The sequence below is a fragment of the Paenibacillus dakarensis genome, assembly GCF_001373415.1.
Lineage (GTDB): Bacteria > Bacillota > Bacilli > Paenibacillales > Paenibacillaceae > Paenibacillus_AQ > Paenibacillus_AQ dakarensis.
Window position 1 is genome coordinate 1 of the sequence record NZ_CDSE01000086.1, and the last position, 21,313, is coordinate 21,313.

20 protein-coding genes are annotated in these 21,313 nt (G+C 45.3%); 2 read left to right on the top strand and 18 right to left on the bottom strand.

All coding sequences use genetic code 11. The features are described from left to right. A partial coding sequence (locus tag BN1234_RS18330; RefSeq protein ID WP_054958097.1) for an AI-2E family transporter occupies positions 1 to 973 on the top strand: 973 nt, incomplete at its 5' end. Here BN1234_RS18330 and BN1234_RS18335 read toward each other — a convergent pair. From BN1234_RS18335 to cymR, 16 genes are all read right to left on the bottom strand, one after another. After that, positions 949 to 2,733: a peptidoglycan D,D-transpeptidase FtsI family protein gene (locus BN1234_RS18335; protein ID WP_054958098.1), complete on the bottom strand. Its 1,785-nt coding sequence runs from the start codon at positions 2,731 to 2,733 to the stop codon at positions 949 to 951. The two genes, BN1234_RS18330 and BN1234_RS18335, sit on opposite strands and share 25 nt — an antisense overlap. A gap of 140 nt (positions 2,734 to 2,873) precedes the next feature. Then, positions 2,874 to 5,045 carry a methyl-accepting chemotaxis protein gene (locus BN1234_RS18340; protein ID WP_054958099.1) on the bottom strand — a complete coding sequence of 724 codons (2,172 nt, stop codon included), beginning with the start codon at positions 5,043 to 5,045 and terminating at the stop codon, positions 2,874 to 2,876. Positions 5,046 to 5,250: 205 nt separating this feature from the next. Beyond that, positions 5,251 to 6,573, bottom strand: coding sequence for a peptidase U32 family protein (locus tag BN1234_RS18345; protein ID WP_054958100.1), 1,323 nt, complete (start codon positions 6,571 to 6,573; stop codon positions 5,251 to 5,253). Positions 6,574 to 6,644: 71 nt separating this feature from the next. Beyond that, on the bottom strand, positions 6,645 to 7,580 hold the full coding sequence (locus tag BN1234_RS18350) for a peptidase U32 family protein (RefSeq protein WP_054958101.1): 936 nt from the start codon (positions 7,578 to 7,580) through the stop codon (positions 6,645 to 6,647). Between the two features lie 22 nt (positions 7,581 to 7,602). After that, positions 7,603 to 8,640, bottom strand: coding sequence for an endolytic transglycosylase MltG (mltG, locus tag BN1234_RS18355; RefSeq protein WP_054958102.1), 1,038 nt, complete (start codon positions 8,638 to 8,640; stop codon positions 7,603 to 7,605). Between the two features lie 79 nt (positions 8,641 to 8,719). Beyond that, positions 8,720 to 9,031 (bottom strand): DUF1292 domain-containing protein, encoded by a 312-nt coding sequence (locus BN1234_RS18360; RefSeq protein WP_054958103.1) that lies wholly within the window; start codon positions 9,029 to 9,031, stop codon positions 8,720 to 8,722. Further along, positions 9,024 to 9,332 (bottom strand): DUF1292 domain-containing protein, encoded by a 309-nt coding sequence (locus BN1234_RS18365; RefSeq protein ID WP_054958104.1) that lies wholly within the window; start codon positions 9,330 to 9,332, stop codon positions 9,024 to 9,026. The genes BN1234_RS18360 and BN1234_RS18365 overlap by 8 nt, the downstream gene beginning before the upstream one ends. 18 nt (positions 9,333 to 9,350) lie before the next feature. Beyond that, on the bottom strand, positions 9,351 to 9,761 hold the full coding sequence (gene ruvX, locus BN1234_RS18370; RefSeq protein WP_054958105.1) for a Holliday junction resolvase RuvX: 411 nt from the start codon (positions 9,759 to 9,761) through the stop codon (positions 9,351 to 9,353). A gap of 10 nt (positions 9,762 to 9,771) precedes the next feature. Continuing rightward, on the bottom strand, positions 9,772 to 10,032 hold the full coding sequence (locus BN1234_RS18375) for an IreB family regulatory phosphoprotein (RefSeq protein ID WP_054958106.1): 261 nt from the start codon (positions 10,030 to 10,032) through the stop codon (positions 9,772 to 9,774). A gap of 145 nt (positions 10,033 to 10,177) precedes the next feature. Beyond that, positions 10,178 to 12,805 carry an alanine--tRNA ligase gene (gene alaS / locus BN1234_RS18380; protein WP_054958107.1) on the bottom strand — a complete coding sequence of 876 codons (2,628 nt, stop codon included), beginning with the start codon at positions 12,803 to 12,805 and terminating at the stop codon, positions 10,178 to 10,180. Between the two features lie 43 nt (positions 12,806 to 12,848). Further along, a complete protein-coding gene (locus BN1234_RS22960; RefSeq protein WP_281177659.1) occupies positions 12,849 to 12,977 on the bottom strand; it encodes a hypothetical protein in 129 nt (42 codons plus the stop codon). A 230-nt stretch (positions 12,978 to 13,207) separates the two neighbouring features. Beyond that, positions 13,208 to 14,275: an AI-2E family transporter gene (locus BN1234_RS18385; RefSeq protein WP_054958108.1), complete on the bottom strand. Its 1,068-nt coding sequence runs from the start codon at positions 14,273 to 14,275 to the stop codon at positions 13,208 to 13,210. Positions 14,276 to 14,487: 212 nt separating this feature from the next. Beyond that, the gene (locus BN1234_RS18390) at positions 14,488 to 14,697 is read right to left on the bottom strand and encodes a YrzR-like zinc ribbon domain (RefSeq protein ID WP_054958109.1); all 210 of its coding nucleotides are present in this window, start codon (positions 14,695 to 14,697) and stop codon (positions 14,488 to 14,490) included. 12 nt (positions 14,698 to 14,709) lie between these two features. Further along, positions 14,710 to 15,231 carry a PRC-barrel domain-containing protein gene (locus BN1234_RS18395; RefSeq protein ID WP_054958110.1) on the bottom strand — a complete coding sequence of 174 codons (522 nt, stop codon included), beginning with the start codon at positions 15,229 to 15,231 and terminating at the stop codon, positions 14,710 to 14,712. Between the two features lie 146 nt (positions 15,232 to 15,377). Beyond that, positions 15,378 to 16,523: a cysteine desulfurase family protein gene (locus BN1234_RS18400; RefSeq protein WP_054958111.1), complete on the bottom strand. Its 1,146-nt coding sequence runs from the start codon at positions 16,521 to 16,523 to the stop codon at positions 15,378 to 15,380. 9 nt (positions 16,524 to 16,532) lie between these two features. Continuing rightward, positions 16,533 to 16,952, bottom strand: coding sequence for a cysteine metabolism transcriptional regulator CymR (cymR, locus tag BN1234_RS18405; RefSeq protein ID WP_054958112.1), 420 nt, complete (start codon positions 16,950 to 16,952; stop codon positions 16,533 to 16,535). 293 nt (positions 16,953 to 17,245) lie between these two features. On the opposite strand from cymR, the gene mnmA reads away from it, so the two are divergent. Next, positions 17,246 to 18,355 carry a tRNA 2-thiouridine(34) synthase MnmA gene (mnmA, locus tag BN1234_RS18410; protein ID WP_170308083.1) on the top strand — a complete coding sequence of 370 codons (1,110 nt, stop codon included), beginning with the start codon at positions 17,246 to 17,248 and terminating at the stop codon, positions 18,353 to 18,355. Positions 18,356 to 18,463: 108 nt separating this feature from the next. On the opposite strand, the gene nrdG is transcribed toward mnmA, so the two are convergent. Together nrdG and BN1234_RS18420 are read right to left on the bottom strand one after the other, a co-directional pair. After that, complete coding sequence (nrdG, locus tag BN1234_RS18415) at positions 18,464 to 18,967, bottom strand: anaerobic ribonucleoside-triphosphate reductase activating protein (RefSeq protein ID WP_054958113.1); 504 nt, start codon at positions 18,965 to 18,967, stop codon at positions 18,464 to 18,466. After that, positions 18,964 to 21,186 carry an anaerobic ribonucleoside triphosphate reductase gene (locus BN1234_RS18420; RefSeq protein WP_082423282.1) on the bottom strand — a complete coding sequence of 741 codons (2,223 nt, stop codon included), beginning with the start codon at positions 21,184 to 21,186 and terminating at the stop codon, positions 18,964 to 18,966. Before BN1234_RS18420 ends, nrdG begins: the two co-directional genes overlap by 4 nt. Positions 21,187 to 21,313: the final 127 nt, after the last annotated feature.

A 21,313-nucleotide genomic window follows, 5' to 3' on the forward strand; every position in this document is an offset into this window, starting at 1 on the left:
TCGGCGGGGGCTGCCAAAAACGTTTGCTGCGGCTATTGCAGTCATCCTGTTTTTGCTCATTATTACAGGAATATTATTCGGCGCTGGGGCGCTAATTGTGACGCAATTCCTGCACCTGCAGGATAACCTTCCACACTACACACGTACTCTCCAAGAGCAGTTTGTGTCTCTCACAACCTATTTGCAGACAAAGCTAGATGCGCTTCCACCAGATATGACGCTCCGTTTGAATGATTACTTCCAAGAGATAACGAACTTCGCTCAAGCAGCGCTCGAAGGATTGCTTCATTACATCATTGGGTTTATGGGTTCATTTACTACCTTTATAACAAACTTCGGTATTGCCATTATTCTTGCCTTTTTCCTCAGTTCAGAAATAGGCAATTGGCGTAAAATCGCCAGAGAGAAGACACCTAAAACGATAAAGGAAGCCTTCTCCTTCTTAAGAAACCATGTATTTAAAGCGATTGGTTCATATTTAAAAGCCCAATTAAAGCTTGTTACCATAACATTTGTTCTTGTATACATAGGATTGCTTATTCTTGGAACAGGAAATTCCTTCACTCTGGCACTCATCAGTGCAGTATTTGATATTCTGCCGCTTCTGGGCGTTCCCGTAATCTTTATACCGTGGATTATTTATCTCTTTTTCATCGGCAATGCGAGCCTGGCAGTCGGTTTAATACTCCTGCTAGCTGTTGTCATGGTAACCCGTCAGCTGCTTGAGCCTAAAATCACTGGGGAATCCATAGGTGTTTCTTCGGCTTACCTGATGCTGTCATTCATGATCATCTCCATCTCCATTTTCGGGATGGCCGGACTGATTTTATCTCCGATTCTCCTGATTTTGCTCAAAGAGCTTTTGCAGCAAGGATATCTTCAAAAATGGATCAGGCTGCCCAAAGAGGAGTTTGAAGTGTCACCTTTTACGATGGATAAACAGCCGGGTCAGCCTTCAGCGGATTCAGAATAAGCCAGAAAATCCATGACTTGACCAAATAGCTGAGTCGCTTGGTGCCGGCTTCTTGGGTTCATATTCTCAACAAGCACTGATACCGCATAACGGGGTTTTGATACAGGGCCGTATCCTATGAACCATTGATTGGTTCTCGGGCGGCCCTTCACTATGGTCTCTGCAGTTCCTGATTTCCCTGCCACTTGCCAAACGGTATGCTTAAGTGATCTGCCGGTCCCCTGCTGAACTACGTCCTCCATCCAGGCAAGGAGCTTTCGCGCGCTCTCCTTGGATATTCCTCCTTCGCTCGTTAAACCTCGTAAAGGATGAAAGCTCTTCAAAATTTGACCATTGGCATAAGAAACATGACGCACAATTCTTGGCCGGGTTACCTCTCCCTTATGAAGCAGCGTTACTACTAAATTTGCGGCTTGAAGAGGTGTAACTAAGGCATCCCGCTGTCCGATTGCAGTCTGTACCCTGAGCCCCGGATCCAATAAATCGGAAGAATCAGCGAATACCGTCCCGCTCTCTTCATGGTCAAATGGTCTGAGTAAAGGAAATCCTAAAACATTTTGTGCCTGCCAGCCGATGTTCCGGCCTAAGCCGAGCTGCAGCGCTGCAGCTTGAAGCTGCCTTGAAGTTAATCGCTCGGCCAGTTCAGCAAACACCACATTACAAGATTCAGCAAATCCTTGATGCAGATTAATCGAACCATGTCCTCCTTCCTTCCAGCATGACAAGCCATACTTTCCATAACTCCCATCGCAATAAAAGGACTCCTTACTGGAGGTTAAGCCCATATCAAGTGCAGCGGCTGCTGTTACAATTTTAAAAATAGAGCCGGGTACTGCACCTTTAAGCGCTTTATTTCCCCATTCGCCCTGTTCAGGGTGGATTTTCTCCGGATTGTAAAAGGGACGTGAGACCATGGCAAGCACATCACTGTTCTGTGCATCCAAAACTACAATAGCGCCTTCTTCCATATTGGCTTGCTCAGCGAGCTTCTCAATTCCTCTCTGAAGCTTTACATCCACCGTTGTTGTTATCTTCAATGGATAATATGGATTGGCTTCTGCCTTTACCATGGACTTCATATCATCATTCACTTGGTTCCTTCCATCCACAGGAAAATAAACCACAGTAGGCCCTGTGCCTTGGAGAAGCGCATCCAAAGTTCGTTCAAGTCCGCTCGTCCCCTTAACTCCCTCGTATTCCCGGAAGAACATATTCTCTTTTCGTTGTCCGGATATAAAACCAAGCCACTGCATCCCTGACTCTCTATATTCATATCTCTGTTCATAGGGAAGCACCTGAACTGCCGGATGGTTGATTTCCGTAATTGCTTCAATTTGTGCTGAATGGAGTGCAAGGGGGATGGATGTGCCTTTGGCATGCCATATCATTGGCTCTTTTAAATCAGACCATCTCTCTGCTAATTCAGTCTCCTCTATATCCAATATATGAGCAAGTTCCTGCAAAAAATCATCTGATATACCGTTCCTTCCTCCCTTGGGAGGAAACAGAACCGCCGTCCAGATCAGCTTCCCAGTCAGTGGTTGCCCGTTTCGATCCAGAAAATGCCCTCTTCCGCTATCTAAAATAATTCCGCGTTCGCGCTGTAACAACGAGGTTTCCAGCAATGTATGCCGACTTCCCGGAGGCTTTTGGTTTTTCATGACCAGTTGAATCCATGCTAATCGACAGACCAATATAAGGATCAGTGCAGCCAGTATTATCCACCCTATAAACATACGTTTTTGCCGGTTAGCCTGCATTGTGAAGCCTCCTTCTCACACTCTTTCTTATAAATTATTCCCTCCATTCTTTTCTACAATCGTGTTCATCTTATCTGTAAATAAAAAAAAGAGCCGTCCCGCAAGATAATAAATCTTTGGGGACGTCCCTTTTAGGATGCTTACAAAGTGAATCGAGAAAGCGTTGCTTTCAATTCATTGGATACATTTTCAAGCTTGCTCGACAAGTTAACAAGCTGACTGCTTACGTTTTGCTGTTCATTACTCAAGGAAGCAACCTCTTCCGATGTAGCAGAAGATTCCTCAGCTACTGCGCTAACGTTACCCATCGCTTCAGACAGGACATTTTGAGATTGATTCAACCCCTGAATCGAATGGGTAACCGAGTCAAGCTTTTGAATAAACTCACCCATCTCCTTCTGGACTGAATCAAAAATATCATTCGTTTCCTTCACCGATTCCATTTGAGCTTTGAACAACGGATTAGCATCGACCAAAACACGGACCGTTTCGTTCATTTCGGTCATAATACGGTCTGTAATCTGACTAACCATATCGATCGATTGACGGGATTGATCGGCCAATTGGCGAATTTCATCGGCAACTACCATAAATCCGCGTCCTGCTGCCCCTGCACGAGCAGCTTCAATTGTTGCATTCAAAGATAGAATATTTGTCTGTTTCGTAATATTCTGCAGTACATCCAGCACTTTTACTACGGAAGAAGTTGTTTCCTTTAATCCATCCACTTTTTTCATCATGGAACGAGTCATATCTTCCGTCTGATGCGTTTTGTCCAGCAGATCGCTCAGATACTTTGTACCCTGTTCGCTTGAGCTTTCAACATGGCGGGCTGATTTACCCATCTCATCATTTGCCTTAACGACGATCTGCATCTGTTTTGAAATATTTCCTGTAAGATCACTGCCACGCTCAGCTTCCATCGCCAGGCTGCTTGCTCCATTAGCAATTTCTTCAGTCGCCACAGCAATTTCTTTCGCAGATAAAGCCGTCTTCTTGGAAGCATCGCTTAACTCTGCTGCAGTGTTTAATACTTCCTGAGCCGTATTGTTCGTCTGCTGAACCAGCTCCGTAATTTGTCCCATCATTTCATTAAAGCTTACTGATAACTGACCGATTTCATCCTTGGAATGATGAGAAGTGCGCACATTCAGATTTCCCTTGGCTCCTTCTTTCATAAGCAGGTTCAGTTTTCCGAGCGGACGGGCGATCATTCGCACCATCCAGATACCGATCAAGATCGCCACCACCGAATCGGCAATCGCCGCCCACAAGGTGATCGTTAGAATGCCTCCCGCGTCCTTGGTCAGCTCCTCCGTCTGGATGGTGCCAACCAATCTCCAATCATTAATAGATTGTGTGTTGTATACCGCGAGTATGTCTTTTCCGCGCGCATCTTTAGCTGGAAAGCTTCGGGTCTTGCTATCCTCTGCCTCGCTCTTCATAAATGTCATGTCTGACTCTTTGCTAACCAAGGCTTCATTATTAGCAGCTACAATTGCTCCTTCCTTGGTGATCAACTGAAGCTGCCCATCCTGACCCAAATTTATATTTCGTAAATGTGTATTGATGACTGAAGCATTAAGCTCAAGCACAAAGGTATACGAGTCATTCAAATTGTTCATTGAACTCATCGTACGGCCAATCGTGAAATAGGTTGATGCTCCATCAGTTTGTGTCGGTACCCAGACTGGCTTACCGCCTTTTTTAATACTGCTTAACCATGACTGAGAGAGTATTGATTCTAGATCCATCGACGAGTTGCCTGCTAGAATGATCTTATTCTTCTTAGGCGGAAGTATGTAAATCGCTTTTATATTCCCATCCGCTGTAATATGGCCTGTTAGCTTGTCACGGAGATCTTTTTCTGTTGCAAATCGTTCATAATCGCCAAGATTCGATTGTGTATATTGAGTTAACAGCTTCTGCAATTCTTTATCGTAAAAAATCTGTCTGCCCATTGCCTCATACTTCTCCAAAATAATATCTATTTTCTCAGAAGTTTGAATAATGGTCTGCTGATTGGCATTGGCCGCAATATCCTTAATCGTGTCTTTTGCCTTGCTATACGACATTAATCCTAAAATAAGAACAAATGTTACCAAGGCTGTAAAAAAGATTAGAAATAACCGCATTCCTACCGACTTTGCCGGGTTAATCCCCATCCGCTTAACGGATTCGATCCATTCAGCCCCCTTAGATACGCCGCTGTGCTCCCTCTTTGCCTCAGAAGTGATAACCTTCTTTTCTTTATTCTTATGATCTTTCATTCTCTTCTCTTTCTTAGGCCTTCTATCTTTACTCTCACTCATCGCTGTTCACCCACCAAAATCATAATTTAAACCCCTTTTAATTTATTTCGGCATTTGTCTTTAATTTCCTTTGGCTTTTCCCAAAAAAATAATACGAATGACCTAGTTTCATTATCATAAAAAAAGGAACCCATCCCCTACCGAGGGACTGGATTCCTGTTCTTACAAGGATTATATACCTAATTTCAATGGGTGAAGATACTTGTTATTTCCGTTTACGCATCATATCAAAATGTTTTACAGGCTGCTCCACCTTCATTCGAATGAGCTGAAGAGGGTGACGAGCAGCATCCAGCTCGTTCCCTTCTTCGTCCGTAATTGTACCGACCTTTTGCTTAAAGAATGTACCATCCGGACCGAAGAATTCAATTTCCTGTCCGGGAACAAAATGATTCCGCTGCTGAATCAGCGCTGTCCCGGTAGCAGCATCATAATCCATAACCAAGCCGGCAAAGTCATATGGAACTGCCTTATCTTCCGGCTCATATATATGATCCTCTTGGTCGGGGGTATCATAAAAGAAGCCGGTGTTGAGAGGTCGATTGGCTGCCTTGTTAAGTTCTTCAATCCATTCTGGCTTAAGAACATAATTGTCAGGGTCAGCCATGTAGGAATCAATTGCCTGCCGATAAACATTGACCACCGTTGCGACGTAATGAATGGATTTCATCCGTCCTTCAATTTTAAAACTGTCAATGCCCACCTCAATCAAATCAGGAATATGCTCAAGCATACACAAATCTTTAGACCCCATCGTAAAAGCATTATCATCAGGCTGGAATAATGGAATCTGTGTTACTCCAGGCTTGAATGGCGCTGGTGCTTCCGTATCTCTCTGTTCTTCGGATACCCACATTCCTTCCCGTGCATCCTCAAACAAATCGTATTTCCAGCGGCAGGACTGACAGCAGCCGCCCCGGTTGGAGTCACGGTCTGTAAAGTGATTGGACAGCACACAACGTCCGGAAAATGAAGAACACATCGCGCCATGAATAAACGCTTCGATTTCAATATCTACATGATCTTTAATCTGTGCAATTTCTTCGAGACTCGTCTCACGGCCCAGTACAACCCGCGGCAGCCCTTCTTCCTTCCAGAACTTCACAGCCTGCCAATTCAGGGTCGATTGCTGTGTACTCAGATGAACTTCAAGTTCTGGAACAGCACGCTGAGCGACTTCGATAATCGCCGGGTCCGCTGCGATAATAGCCGCAATACCTGCGTCCCTCAGGCTTCGCAAATATTCTTCGATTCCCTCGATATCTTCATTATGAACATAGATATTTGTAGCAACAAACACCTTTGCACCATATTTTTTGGCGAATTCAACGCCTTCTTTCATCTCTTCAAAGCTGAAATTATCCGCGTTGGATCGAAGGCCATATTTTTGTCCGCCGATATAAACTGCATCTGCGCCATAATGAACTGCAAACTTTAATTTCTCCAGATTCCCTGCCGGTGCAAGCAGCTCCGGTTTATCCAAACGATAACGCTTGCCCTTATAAGTTGGCTGTACCATAGCTGCCATCTTCTATTCACTCCTTGTTATTTACCAACTGAACTTAAAAAGTTCATTTCATGAATTTTAATTTTTTAGTCTTAATATACTTGTTCTTTATAAAAGAACCCGAAGGAAAGCTCTCTTTCCGGATCTTGAAGTTTACGGATTTCATCCATCCACTCTTCGTGAAACACATAAGCATCCGGATCAGCAGCATACAGGTCAATTGCTTTGCGATAAGCACGGATGACTGCTCCGTTATACTGACGCGGCTTAAGCAGTGTTTCTACCTTAAAGGAATCTATACCTGCTTGCATTAACAGATGCAGATCTTCAATAATACAAATATCATCCGAGCTCATAATATGCGTACCGTTTATATCTTCGTAAATAGGATACTTTTCATCAGCACGCTCGGCTTCAATAAGAAAAAGCCCCCGATTCTTACCCAGGCTGCTGCCCTCAGGCACAGGCCGTCCCTGATGTTTCATATAGCTGTCAACCAGACGGCGTTTAGAATGATATATATTGGTCATACCATGAACCTGAACCTGTGCTTCTATCTCCAGATTCGGCTTCATCTCCGTAATTTCATCCATGTTCAGTTCCCGAGCCAGGATAACACGCGCTGCTCCCTTACGACCCCAGTAATTCGATGTAGAGTAGTTCGTTGATGTCATTTCGGCATTCCAATGAAGCTTAATCTTTGGAGCTAATGACTTTACGGCGTATAAGACAGAAGGGTCATTAAATTCTACTGCATCCACACCGATTTCGCCGAGCGCTTTTACATAATCCGTTAGCTCTTCAAGCAAATCATTCGTCATTAAATTGTTTAAGCTTACATAGATTTTACCGCCCACACCATGTAACAGATCAGCCGCTTGTCGGATCTGATCCAGCGTCATGTTTCCCGGCAGTCTCATACCAAAGCGGTCATCTCCAACGAGGATGGCATCTGCGCCAGCTTTCATATATGCTTGTACATCCTCCAGATTTCCAGCTGGTGCAAGAAGCTCAGGTTTATTACCCATTACATTTTCCCCCTAAATGCTACTATTTCGCCATTTTCTTGCTTTTCTCAATATTCTCCAAGTGCTCTTTATAGGTCTTAGCAAACAGGTGCTCCTGAGTACCATCTTTCTTGGTTACATAAAACAAATAATCGGATTTTTCAGGCTCAAGTGCAGCTTTTATTGAAGCAAGGCTCGGACTTGAGATCGGCCCTGGCGGGAGCCCCTTATTCCGGTATGTGTTATAAGGACTATCCACCTCTAGATCTTTATAGAGCAAACGCTCCTTAGGCTTGTCCAAAAGGTACTGAACCGTTGCATCGATTTCAAGCTTCATGTCCTTATCTAAGCGGTTGTAGATAACTCCAGCTACCAAGGCACGTTCCTTATCGACCACAACCTCACGCTCTACCAGCGAGGCAACCGTGAGCAGCTCGTGAAGCGTCAGACCCCGCTGTTCAAGGAGTTTTTCCCAATCAGGTATTTCTCCCAGTCTCTTCTCCATTTGACTTAGCATCACTTGGATCACATCTTGTTCAGTACTGTCCTTTGGAAGTTCGTATGTCGCCGGGAATAGATAACCCTCCAGATGATGTCTCAATTCCTGATCCTTCGGAATTTCATTAATGATGGCCGCATTCCAGCCTGTAGATTCGTCTGCCAGCTTTACAAATTGTTTAGCATCCAGACCGCTCTCACCGGAGATTGTTTCTGACATTTGAAGAATCGTATAACCTTCCGGTATCGTAAAACGCATCATTTCCTCCGGTTTAACTTCCCCATTATTCAGCATGGATATTAGCTGATCATAGGTTACTCCCGGTTTGGCTTCATAAGTGCCAGCCATAAATCGGCTGCCTTCATTCTTCACTTTTAAGTAGCCTTTAAATAACAGGGCATTCTTAATAAGTCCCTTTTCTTCAAGCGTATCTGCAATTTGAACCGTTCTCGTACCGGGTTCAATAGTAAACTCAACAGGCGTATCAGAGCTTGCAACAGGCTTCATTCCGTTCCAAGCATAAAATATTGCCCCGCCAGCGATGAGGAGCAGCACCAATACCGCTATGGCCAGTTTTTTCACAAATTCAACTCCTTCACAACCAAAAAGGACGGACTAATCCGCCCTTTCCAGTTCTTCATATAAACCCCTTGATGGATGGTTAGTATTCGTCCTCTTCCGGGAACGTAAGTTCATCGTAAAGCTCAGATATGTTCTCCCATTCATCATCATCGTCAATAGTCGCAAGCTCCAAGCTTCCATCTTCTGCTGTCACAATGCGAAGCACTTCATACTCTTCATGCTTTCGATCCGGCTGTACCAATATCGCATAGCCTTGACCATTGACTTCAAATTCACCCGCAATATCGTAAACCGTATGATTTCCCTTGTCATCCTGAAGCTCTACACTTTCACCGAAAGCTTCTCTCAATACCCGGGTCCAAACTACTTCCTCAGCAGTGAAATCAGTCATTTTCATTACTCCCGTCAAGCTCATCTACGAGTGTATTGAATGTTTCCTCAACAATATTCCACTCTTCATCATCTTCAATCATATACAGCTTCAAATCATCCCCATCTTCTTCAAAACGGAACGCATAGACCTCATCAGTCTCTTCATCCGCTGTTTCAACGGGTACGACCATCATGTATTTTGCATCTGAGCCGTCAACCTCAAATTTCATGATAACTTCAAATTCCTCTTCGTTGCCTTCATCATCAGGAATATAAATAATTTCCGGTTCTTCTTCCATACCAATGTGTTCATTTGTCATCTGTTATCACCCTCACCTTTACCTTTTAGAATCCAAGTAGTTTTGCAAAATCAAGCTTGCGGCCATTTTATCCACGACCTGCTTGCGCTTCTTTCGGCTGACATCGGCCTCCACCAGTGTCCGCTCAGCGGATACGGTAGACAGCCGTTCATCCCAAAGGTGAACGGGTAAGCACAGGGAGGCTCGCAATACCTCTGCGAATTCCATGCAGATTTCACCCCGGGGACCGATCGTGCCGTTCATATTCTTGGGCAGACCTACTACGATTTCACTAACCTCATGCTCTTTCACCAGGGCAGTGATCCGCTCCAATTCAATGCCCTCCCGGCGACGGTCGATAACTTCCAGCCCTTGAGCCGTCCATCCGAACACATCGCTTAGAGCAACACCAATTCTGCGATCCCCGTAATCTAATCCCATGATCTTCATCCTTGCACTCCTAACGGTGACTGGCTAGGTAGAACCGGACCAGTTCTTCAATCAATTCATCGCGTTCTTTCTTCCTGATCAAACTTCTGGCATTGTTGTGCCGAGGTATATAAGCTGGATCCCCTGACAACAGATAACCGACAATTTGATTGATCGGATTATACTCTTTCTCAACCAACGAGTCGTATACCGATAATATTATGTCCCGGGCGGAAGCCTCCTTCTCATCACCTTTTACATTGAACTTTACAGTCTTATCCATGGAGTCCATGTGACACCTCACTTCTTCGAAGAACATGATTTGAAACATGCTTCGTCGAATAAATATTTACCAGCTTGATCTTCCTATATCATAACATATTCCTTAACCTGTAAGGAAATTTTGAAGTGAAATATTTATAGGTATTACGTTTATCTTAAACATTTTGTGAAACAAGCTCTTCAGCTCGCTTAAGTGCCTCCTTGATTTTGGAAGCGTCTTTTCCGCCTGCCTGCGCCATATCCGGACGACCTCCGCCGCCTCCGCCGCAAACAGCCGCTACTTCCTTAACCAATTTTCCTGCATGAAGTCCCTTCTTCACGAGCCCCTGTGGCACAGCAACTACAAAATTGACTTTGTCATCGTTCACAGCGCCAAGTACAATTACAGCTTCAGGAAGCTTTCCTTTAAGTTCATCGGCTACTGTACGAAGAGCATCCATGTTTCCTGCCTGGACCTCAGCAGCCAAGAGCTGTATATTACCTGCCGTAACCACCTGGTCAGTGAGTTGACCGGCTTCAATCGCACTTAGCTTGCCTTGAAGAGATTCATTGACACGTGACAATTCCTTAATCTGTTGACCCAGTGCCTCAATCCGCTTTGGAACATCGTTCAGGTTGCTCTTAAGCAGTCCGGCAGACTGTCTGAGCAGATCAAGCTGACTTTCCATGAATTCATATGCAAACCGACCGGTTACAGCTTCAATCCGGCGCACACCTGATCCTATTCCGCTCTCGCTCAGCAGTTTAAAAATACCAATCTGAGACGTGTTCTCCACATGGCAGCCTCCGCAGAGCTCCAAGCTGTAATTCCCCACTTGAACAACTCTTACGATATCGCCGTATTTCTCGCCGAACAGTGCCATTGCACCCATCGCTTTAGCCTCATCAATCGATTTATTCTCAATTACAACAGCTGTCCCTTTCCAGATCTGTTCATTTACACGCTGTTCTATCTGAGACAGCTCTTCTGGCGAAATGCTTCCAAAATGAGAGAAGTCGAAACGTAAACGCTGCGGTTCAACAAGGGAACCTGCCTGATTAACATGCTCGCCAAGCACTTCCTTCAGTGCTTTATGAAGCAGGTGTGTTGCTGTATGATTTTTAATGGTGTCAAGACGCTTCTCACGGTCAACTTCAGCCTTCACCGTATCATCCACTTTCAATTCACCCGACTCCACCGTTACCTGGTGAACATGCTGACCATGAGGTGCTTTGAACAGCCCTTCAACTCTTGCGCGCAGACGGTCACTCTCAAGCACACCCTGGTCGCTTACTTGGCCGCCGCTTTCTGCATAAAAAGGCGTGGAATCTAAAATAACCTGGCATGCCTGTCCTTCACCAACATGATCAACAAATTGTCCGTCGACAACGATTGCAAGCACTTTGGATTGTTGAACGATGTCATTATATCCAACAAATTCACTTTTAACCGTGTAATCAGAGAGTACACCACCCTGTACCTTCATACTCTCTGTATCCTGACGAGCTGCGCGAGCACGATCACGCTGCTCTTTCATCGCAGCATCGAAGCCTTCACGGTCTACTGTGAGCCCATGCTCAGCAGCGTAGTCCTCAGTCAAGTCCAACGGGAAGCCGTACGTGTCATACAATTTAAATGCATCGCTGCCGCTGATTTGCGTTTTTCCCTGTTCTTTTGCATGAGTACTCATATCCTCAAGAATATTCAGTCCGTCTGAAAGTGTCTTATGGAACTGCTCTTCCTCTGTAGCGATCACTTTCTCAATAAATTCACGCTTCTCCACGACTTCCGGATAATATACACCCATAATATCGCCAACGGTTTTAGTCAGGGAGTACATGAATGGCTTATCCAGGCCAAGCACCTTGCCATAACGAACAGCACGGCGGAGCAAACGGCGAATAACATAACCGCGTCCTTCGTTTGAAGGCAGTACGCCGTCTCCTACAGCAAAAACAACCGTACGAATATGGTCAGCAATAACTTTCAGTGCAACATCATATTCCGGTTTTTCATTATATTTAACTTTTGCCAGTGCAGCCGTTTCCTGAATCAAAGGCTGGAAAAGGTCTGTATCGAAGTTAGAATCTACATTCTGAAGAATGGAAGCGAAGCGCTCCAGACCAGCCCCTGTATCGATGTTCTTATTCGGAAGCGGCGTATAGCTGCCGTCTTTGTTGTGATTGAATTGGGAGAATACAAGGTTCCATACTTCGAGATAACGTTCGTTCTCTCCACCCGGGTATAGTTCAGGATCAGATGGATCATTCCCGTAAGCTTCACCGCGGTCATAGAAAATTTCGGTGCACGGTCCGCAAGGGCCTTCGCCAATATCCCAAAAGTTATCCTCCAGCTTGATGATGCGGCTTTCTGGCAGACCGATTTTTTCATGCCACAGCTTGAAAGCCTCTTCGTCCTCAGGATACACGGTAACCGATAAACGTTCCGGATCGAATCCGATCCACTTCTTGTCCGTCAGGAATTCCCATGCCCATGTAATGACTTCCTCTTTGAAGTAATCACCGATGGAGAAATTACCAAGCATCTCGAAAAAAGTATGATGACGGCGTGTTTTCCCGACATTTTCAATATCGTTCGTACGAATACATTTCTGAGAATTCGCAAGGCGCGGATTATCAGGACTTACACGTCCATCGAAATAAGGCTTAAGCGGCGCCATTCCGGCATTAATCCACAGCAGCGACGGATCATTATGCGGCACAAGTGAAGCACTCGGTTCAATCTTATGTCCTTTTTCTGCAAAAAACTCCAACCACTTGGAGCGAATTTCACTAGCTTTCATTATTCCAGCCTCCATTTTCAATATCGTTCAGTTCCATAAAATATTAGTCCCGAACATAAAAAAGCCCCTGAAAATATATCAGGGACGATTGTCTCGCGGTACCACCCTGGTTATCGCTCATCATCTGGTCAGCATTCTGACCCATTAAGCGATCGCCTTGTATCGGTTTCATAACGGGGACCACCCGGTGAGTTTAGCTCACACTCGGAAATCAGCTTTTCAGCTAAGCGGCACTTTCAGGTTCTCACAGCCGTCCGGATGTATTTCCGGAAGGAACCTGTTCTCTGGAAAAGGAGCAATAGCTTACTTTATTTCCTCATCGTTTTCAATCGTATAAACTTTAATATTTTCAAGTATATCTATGCCTAAACTTTCTGTCAATGCATGTCAGAGTCAAGCAAATCAACCGCTTTTGCGCCTTACGTAATATGCGAAAAAATGCTGCAGGAGAACTTTCATGACGGCGAACACAGGGACAGCCAGAATTAGACCGATTGTACCCGCTATCTGCCCTCCGACCAGCAGGGCAAAAATAATAAGCAGCGGATGTAAATGAAGCTTTCTTCCGACCACCTGCGGAGATATAACATTGCTCTCCAGCAGCTGACAGATCAAATTCACAATGCCGACAAACAGGACCATTTTCCAGGAAATCGTTGTGGCCATCAGCAATGCAGGTGCCGCTCCCAGGAAGGGTCCCAAATAGGGAACAATATTAAATACGGCAACAATGCTTGCCAGCAATAATGCGTACGGCATACCAATCACAATATATCCAATGTAAGCAAAAACGCCGATGATGAGGCAGACCAGAAATTGCCCGCGAATATAATTGCCAAGCGCAGTATCGATTTCTTTAAGCAGGGTCACAATGGCTTTTCTTCGGCTCCGGGGAAGATACGATACGGCTGTCCGCTGGAACACCTCGAAATCTTTTAATATGTAAAAAATCAGAAAAGGCACGATAAACACATTAAATAACATGTTAATCATATTTCCGATATTATCCATAAAACCTGATATTCCGTTTGCCAGCCGTGTTTCCAGGTGATACAGCCAGCTGTTCATACCTGTTCGAACACCAGGGGGAAGTAATTTACTGTCCAGATTCGTCATCAGGCTTTGCGCATTCATCGTGAATTCAGGAAGGTGTTCATTCAGCTCTTCAAGCTGCCGCATCAGCATCGGAATCATATTAATCAATATGACGGCTAGACAGGTTAAGAATACAGCATAGATCAGAAGGACAGCAACGCTCCTCGGAACCTTGCGGTCTGACAGCATGCATACAACAGGGTTTAGCACATAGGATATGATCATGGCCACCAGAAAGGGGGCCAGAATCGCTTTTAAGAAGCGATAGATGTCCAGAAATAACGGCCGCAGAAGCCACATAAAGTAGGCGGCGATGAGGCCGAGAATGAGCCAGATCAAGAACCGAAACCATTTGTTTGCCGTCATCTGCTCCATGGGAAACTCCTCCTTTCGGACTGGCTTTCCCTGTAAGTATATGTACGAGCTCAATAAATTAAACTTCTATATTTGGAAACGATGAGCTTATTAGTGTGAAAAATACAAAAAAACTCGCATTCACACCCATTTTTGCCTGGATGGAAAACGCGAGCCTTCGTCTACTTCTGCATTTTACAAAATACTCACATGCATATGTATATATGCAAATATTATGTTGATGCGTGGATATGGGGGAAATCCGGCTGAAATTCTTCACCGAAAAACAAATCATCCAGAGAGCTAAGAGTACCGTCTTCCTCAACCTGGTAGACAGACATTTTCTCTCCGTTGACCGTCAATTCAATAAAGCATCCCCAGCAGTAAAACTGATGGGAGCCGATCTTCCCGATATCTTTGGAACTACAATTTGGACATTTCATCCTATCTTCACCCTATCCGTTCACAGAATTAATGGCTTTTTCTAAACGCTGTTCGCTCATCGGAGGGACCATAACAGCACTTTCTCCGATCGCCATTTCCGTTGTACAAGGCAGCCATTTGCGACCATCTATCAAATCTGATACAAAACCGTCGGAAATTTCTAATCCTAGTATTGTATTGCCCTGTTCTTGCTCAAAATAAACATCCGAGATGCGTCCGAGCAAAATTCCGTCCTCCGTAAGTACTTGCATATCTTTCAATTTCCGTCGGCCTAAAAGGTACGTAAATGTGATATTGCTTGGGTCCGTTTTTTGTACAGCCTCTATACTCCGAATCATCACCGCGTCTTCGCCGTAGGCAGAGATATCTTCCCATGATACGGTTTTCACATGAGAGGAGAACAGAGCCCTGCCTTCGATTTCAAGAGCGGTGATTGACCAATTCTCATCTAGTATGAAATCGTGGATTTTGCCAATTTCCTTGCCATTCTCCACGTCGAATACAGCCAGTCCAATCATTTCTTGAAGTTTCATTATGCTTGGATACCTCCCCATCCTTCATAATTTGGAAACCGATCCGGTCTTAATAACGTGCCTGCCCATATGCTATGGTCCGGTTTCAAAGGATGAAATGGAAGAACTCATACCCCCTAGCCCACTAAAGAGAAATCCCTTAACTACTATTTACGCAAGCGATTAATGATGGTTCCAATTTTCTGGGCAGTATACTCCATTTCTTGACTAGTATTACCCAAACCAAAACTAAAACGAATCGCGGAGTGTAAAAGTTTTTCAGAAAGTTCCATCGCTTGGAGTACATGCGAAACCTCAAGAGATCCCGAGGTGCATGCAGAACCGCTGGCAGCTGCAATTCCCTCCATATCAAGATTCATCAGCATCGTCTCTGTGTTTACGCCCGGAAAGCTGATATTGATGATATGAGGCATGAAAAATTCAGGATGTCCGTTCACTGCAAAAGCGTCTTGTCCAATTTCCTGGTTCAGGGATTGAATGAAGGTGTTCCGAAGCATCATATAATGGGATCTGCGGTCTGCAAGACCATCAACAGCCAGCTCTACTGCTTTGGCAAAGCCTGCGATTCCGGCCAGGTTCTCTGTTCCAGCCCGCCGTTTCTTCTCCTGCAGTCCGCCATACAGCCGCGGTGACAAGGTATGCCCTCGTTTTACAACGAGCGCACCGATCCCCCCAGGGCCATTGATCTTATGGGCGGAGAAACTCCAAAGATCCACCGGATAATCCCTGCATACAATCGACTCTGTTCCTAATGCCTGCACAGCATCCGTATGAAACACAATACCTCGGCTTCGGGCAAGCTCGCCAATCTCCCGAATCGGCTGCAGGGTTCCTATCTCATTGTTGCCAAACATAATGGTAATCAGAACTGTGTTATCCTGAATAGCATTTGCAACCTGCTCGGCAGAGACTCGTCCTGTCTCATCTACAGGAACATAAGTAACCTCACAGCCTCTCTTCTCAAGCTCCTGACAGGTATGAAGCACCGCATGATGCTCGATTGCAGATGTAATAACATGCTTGCCCTCAAGCCCCATCGCTTCCAGCGTACCGAAGATAGCCAGATTATCACTTTCCGTTCCTCCAGCCGTAAATACAAGCTCGTCCGGCATGCAGCCCAAAAGGGCCGCCATTCGATCCCGCGACCCGCTCATCAGCTTCTTCGCTTCTCTTCCATAGGCATGGACACTTGAAGCATTGCCATACTGACTTGTCATAACACGCATCATCTCTTCCGCTACCTTCGGATGAATTGGCGTCGAAGCTGCGTGATCCAGATATATTGATTTCATTATTATCACCTATATATAGAACATATAATTGTCCACTGCGGACTGTTCGTGGTAGTTAATCAGATTGTCCAGTGTCGTGGAATCGAGGACTTCCGCGATGCTATCCCTGATTCGGAGCCATAAGTCGCGTTTAGCCGGATCATCTTCTTCTGTAAAATCAACTGGAGAGATCGGGCCCTCCAGAACACGAATCACATCTCCCGCTGTAATGCTTACAGGTTCGCGCGACAGAATATATCCGCCGTAAGCTCCGCGAATGCTCTTTACAAGACCGGCATTTCGAAGCGGAGCAATCAATTGTTCAAGATAATGCTCGGACAGCTGATTTTTCTCAGCAATGCTCTTCAATGAAGTCGGGCCTTCGCCAAAGCGGGAGGCAAGCTCCATCATGATAGTCAATCCATATCTTCCTTTAGTTGATATCTTCAAAAGGTGACACCTCTCTCAAAATTTTATATACAATATTACTCATCAGTTTTGTTGGTTTGAGACGAATACGAGGGCTCAATCTAAATTACGACAAGGCAAAGTAAGATAATCACCTTATTCCGATCAATCCCCTGCGTATATGGTAACATAACCAATGCTTTTATGGGTAATAATACAGACTTATATTTTTGAAAATGTTCACGAGGAGTGGACAAATCCGGACGTGTGAAAGTTTGACGGGTTGTGATAAAATACGTCCATGGGCATAAATCAATACGAAAATGGTGATAACGATGTCAAAAGATAAGCAAAACACCCGTATCGTTGTCGGCATGTCGGGAGGAGTCGATTCCTCCGTAACAGCACTGCTGCTTAAACAGCAGGGTTATGAAGTGATCGGGATCTTTATGAAGAACTGGGACGACACGGATGAACTTGGCTACTGCACGGCTGAAGCCGATGCGGAAGATGTTCGTCGTGTGTGCGAGCAGCTCGATATTCCCTACTATACCGTCAATTTTGAAAAAGAATACTACGATAAAGTATTTTCCTATTTTCTTGATGAATATAAGGCTGGAAGAACACCAAATCCGGATGTCATGTGCAACCGTGAAATTAAGTTTGGAGAATTTTTAAACAAGGCCCTCGATCTTGGCGCTGATTACGTCGCAACAGGACACTATGCCCGCGTTATTGAACAAGATGGGAAACTGCATCTCCTTCGCGGCGTGGACAATAACAAGGACCAGACCTATTTCCTGAATGCGCTGAATCAGGAGCAGCTGTCCAAAGCGATGTTTCCGATCGGTCATCTTCCGAAGCCGGAAGTACGCCGTATTGCTGAGGAAGCGGGCCTTTACACAGCCAAGAAGAAAGACAGCACCGGCGTATGCTTTATCGGTGAACGTAATTTCAAGGAATTCCTAAGCCATTATCTTCCTGCTAAAGGAGGAGATATGGTTGATGTGGTTACCGGCGAAATTAAAGGCCGCCACGACGGCTTAATGTATTATACCCTGGGACAGCGCCAAGGACTCGGGATCGGCGGCTCCGGCTCCGGCGAGCCCTGGTTTGTTGCAGATAAAGATTTGGCGAAGAATGTGCTCTATGTCGTTCAGGGAGATCATCCCAGCCTGTATTCTACCGGTCTGATCGCCTCCGGAATCAACTGGATTGCAGGTAAGGAAGCTATGCCCAATGGTTCCTTCACCTGCACTGCTAAATTCCGTTACCGTCAACCGGATCAGCAGGTTACTGTTACACCTAGAGAAGACGGCACGGTGCACATCGCATTTGACAAGCCTCAGAAGGCCATTACACCTGGACAAGCTGTAGTGTTCTACCAAGGTGAGGAATGTCTGGGCGGCGGAACGATTGAATATGCGGAGAAGGTTCCTTACTAAGCAGTGCAGGTACCTTATCACTTGGATAGAATAAAAAAAAGAGGCGTGTCCCTCAGGTTTTTTCAGACCTGAGAGTGACATGCCTCTTTTAGTTCTTCTAGTTATGTCCTAAGGCAGCGTAATTTCTACTACATAGCCCTGTTTAACGCTATTTGGAACATCGACCAGACGCTGATTCCGGCTTCCTCGGAAAGGAAGGGATACATCCTTCTCCTGTTCAAGAAATTTACCGTCTACGATGACATCGCACATCAGAGCCAGGCGCTCAAGCTTTGGCTGTCTCATTAATGCTTCAAACGTGTAGCCTGTGTAAGCCCATATATTTTTTTCAGGGCAGCGTTCCTTTAATTCCGACAAAAAGCAGATGCATTCCTCCGCCGAGAAAAAAGGGTCGCCTCCACATAAAGTAACTCCCTCAAGCAGCGGATTATCAGCAATTTCTTCTATGATTCGTGATTTCAGCTCCGCAGTGAAAGGCTCCCCCGCTTCAAAATCCCAAGCCTCCTGATTGAAGCATCCGGGACAAGCATGGCGGCAGCCGCTGATGAACAGAACGGCGCGCAGACCCTTGCCTTCATTGATGCTCTCCCGAACATAGCCGCACAGATTCATAAATGCTTAACCCGGTCCTCAACCTCGGCCTGTTTCGCTGAATTGAAACGCTCGGTATAACTTCCGGTCAAGTACCCTGTTACTCTGCGCAGACGGTGAAACAGCACTTGGTTCTCATCCGCTCCGCATGACGGACAACTTGATCCAATAATCCCTTCATAATTGCAGACAGGGCAGCGATCGAGCGGGTGGTTAACGGAAAAGTACCCTATGTCCTCCTTTAACGCGAACTGGACAATATTCCGGAACGCCGCTAAGTTCTGCCGGGCATTGCCGTCGAGCTCTACATACGATATTGCTCCAGCATTACACAGGTTATGGAATGGTGCTTCATACTTAATTTTTTGAAAAGCCGCTATAGGGTAATACACGGGAATATGGAAGGAATTCGTATAATATTCCCGATCTGTCACACCCGGAATACAACCATACTCACTCTTGTCCATCTTGGTGAATTTTCCTGATAAGCCTTCAGCCGGAGTAGCGAACAGCGAAAAATTCAGATTATACTGTTCGCTCATTTCATCGCAGTATGCACGCATGCGCTTAATGATATCCAGCCCGAGAGCTCTCGCTTGTTCATTCTCACCGTGATGGCTGCCTGTTAATGCTTTCAGGCATTCAGCAAGCCCGATAAAACCAAGTGCCAGAGATCCATGCTTCAGCAGACCCCCTACCTTATCATCTAAAGCTAATTGCTCTCCGCCTTCCCATACACCTTCCCGCATCATGAAATCAGAAGCCTTCGCGGGCTGATTGGCTTGAATATGATAACGGTGGATCAGGCCTTCTACAGCAATCTTCATATAATAATCCAAACTTTGAAAAAAACCTTCCATGTCCGGGTTATTACGTTGATGGGTTGCTATGCCGTGTTCAATGCCAAGTCTCACCAAATTAATCGTATTGAAAGACAGATTACCCTTGCCGCTTAGACGATTTCTGCCAAAGCGATCTGAGATCGTGCGTGTACGGCACCCCATCGTTGCAATAATGGTATCAGGGTCCTCAGGATTATAATAAGGAAGATTAAAGGAAGCATCTACGTTTACAAAATTGGGATATAAACGCTGGCTGGAGCACTCGATAGCTTTTAAGAACAAATCGTAATTGGGATCCCCCTCAGCCTGGTTGACTCCATGCTTGCACTGAAAAATATGCTGCGGGAAGATAGGCGTTTCCCCGCTTCCGAGCCCTTTAATTGTTGCTTCAAGCAGAGCATGTGAGACCAACCGGCCTTCGGTAGAGGTACACATGCCGTAATTTAATGAAGTGAACGGAATCTGTCCACCGGCCCGGCTGCTCATTGTATTCAAATTATGAATGAGGGATTCCGCGGCCTGCTTCGTTTCATTTACGGTTTCCTCATAAGCGAATGCATAAGTACGTGGATACCGCTCCTTTAGCAAGTGGTTATCCATTACCAGTTCTTCATCCGGCATGTCCAGTCCTTGCTTCGATTTGCCCTCACCTAAATACTTCAGTCCCTTTAGAAAATGCTTACGGAACGACTTCCCTACATAAGGCGCTAAATCCCAATCAATCTTATTTCCCGATACCCCGCCAAATTGACTGTTTTGCTGAGACTGAAAAATAATCGCAATGAGAGCCATAGCTGTCATAATACTCTGAGGCGGGCGTACAGAGCCATTTCCGGTATTAAATCCCTTCTCCAGCAGCCTGCCAAATGGAATAAAAATGCAGTTGGTTGTTCCTAGCGCATATTGGTCCAGATCATGCACATAAACATATCCTTCCTTGACCGCCTCATTCAGCAGCTCCGGCAGTACGAAAGAAGTCGCCATCCACTTGGCATATTCTGAACCGATCCGGCTCATCTTCCCACTGAAGGATTCTCCGTTCAGGTTTGCATTTTCCCGGAGCAGGTCCATATTCTTCACGCGAATAATATCATTGCTGATTTTGTAGAGCTCCCCGCGCTTTATGCGCGCCAGATCACGTGCTTGACGATATTGTGCATAGGCTTTAGCTGTATCCTCATAACCGGTTCTCTTTAAATATTGAATGACCAGATCCTGAATTTCTTCAACAGATATCTGCTCTTTAGAAACGGCTTCGCTCTCCACCATCTCACCGATCCGGGATGAGGCTTCAAGCTTAACGGTTCCTTCCACCGCTTTGAATGCTTTATTCACCGCACCCGTAACCCGATTCACATCGAAATCAACATACGTCCCGTCTCTTTTTATAACCTTCATCCGCTATCCCCTCCGCATTTTATATAAATAAAAAAAGCATGCAGCCGCTGATCTATACGGCATACATGCTTCATCAAAAACGGTATAATGACTTCAGTCAGTTAGACATAATACCCCTTCCACTTGA

Bases quoted from the DNA above. Each gene is read 5' to 3' on its own strand.
- BN1234_RS18335 (WP_054958098.1), bottom strand. From the start codon at position 2,733: ATGCAGGCTAACCGGCAAAAACGTATGTTTATAGGGTGGATAATACTG.
- BN1234_RS18340 (WP_054958099.1), bottom strand. From the start codon at position 5,045: ATGAGTGAGAGTAAAGATAGAAGGCCTAAGAAAGAGAAGAGAATGAAA.
- BN1234_RS18345 (WP_054958100.1), bottom strand. From the start codon at position 6,573: ATGGCAGCTATGGTACAGCCAACTTATAAGGGCAAGCGTTATCGTTTG.
- BN1234_RS18350 (WP_054958101.1), bottom strand. From the start codon at position 7,580: ATGGGTAATAAACCTGAGCTTCTTGCACCAGCTGGAAATCTGGAGGAT.
- BN1234_RS18360 (WP_054958103.1), bottom strand. From the start codon at position 9,031: ATGACTGATTTCACTGCTGAGGAAGTAGTTTGGACCCGGGTATTGAGA.
- BN1234_RS18365 (WP_054958104.1), bottom strand. From the start codon at position 9,332: ATGACAAATGAACACATTGGTATGGAAGAAGAACCGGAAATTATTTAT.
- ruvX (WP_054958105.1), bottom strand. From the start codon at position 9,761: ATGAAGATCATGGGATTAGATTACGGGGATCGCAGAATTGGTGTTGCT.
- BN1234_RS18375 (WP_054958106.1), bottom strand. From the start codon at position 10,032: ATGGACTCCATGGATAAGACTGTAAAGTTCAATGTAAAAGGTGATGAG.
- alaS (WP_054958107.1), bottom strand. From the start codon at position 12,805: ATGAAAGCTAGTGAAATTCGCTCCAAGTGGTTGGAGTTTTTTGCAGAA.
- BN1234_RS22960 (WP_281177659.1), bottom strand. From the start codon at position 12,977: ATGAAACCGATACAAGGCGATCGCTTAATGGGTCAGAATGCTGACCAG.
- BN1234_RS18385 (WP_054958108.1), bottom strand. From the start codon at position 14,275: ATGGAGCAGATGACGGCAAACAAATGGTTTCGGTTCTTGATCTGGCTC.
- BN1234_RS18390 (WP_054958109.1), bottom strand. From the start codon at position 14,697: ATGAAATGTCCAAATTGTAGTTCCAAAGATATCGGGAAGATCGGCTCC.
- BN1234_RS18395 (WP_054958110.1), bottom strand. From the start codon at position 15,231: ATGAAACTTCAAGAAATGATTGGACTGGCTGTATTCGACGTGGAGAAT.
- BN1234_RS18400 (WP_054958111.1), bottom strand. From the start codon at position 16,523: ATGAAATCAATATATCTGGATCACGCAGCTTCGACGCCAATTCATCCG.
- mnmA (WP_170308083.1), top strand. From the start codon at position 17,246: ATGTCAAAAGATAAGCAAAACACCCGTATCGTTGTCGGCATGTCGGGA.
- nrdG (WP_054958113.1), bottom strand. From the start codon at position 18,967: ATGAATCTGTGCGGCTATGTTCGGGAGAGCATCAATGAAGGCAAGGGT.
- BN1234_RS18420 (WP_082423282.1), bottom strand. From the start codon at position 21,186: ATGAAGGTTATAAAAAGAGACGGGACGTATGTTGATTTCGATGTGAAT.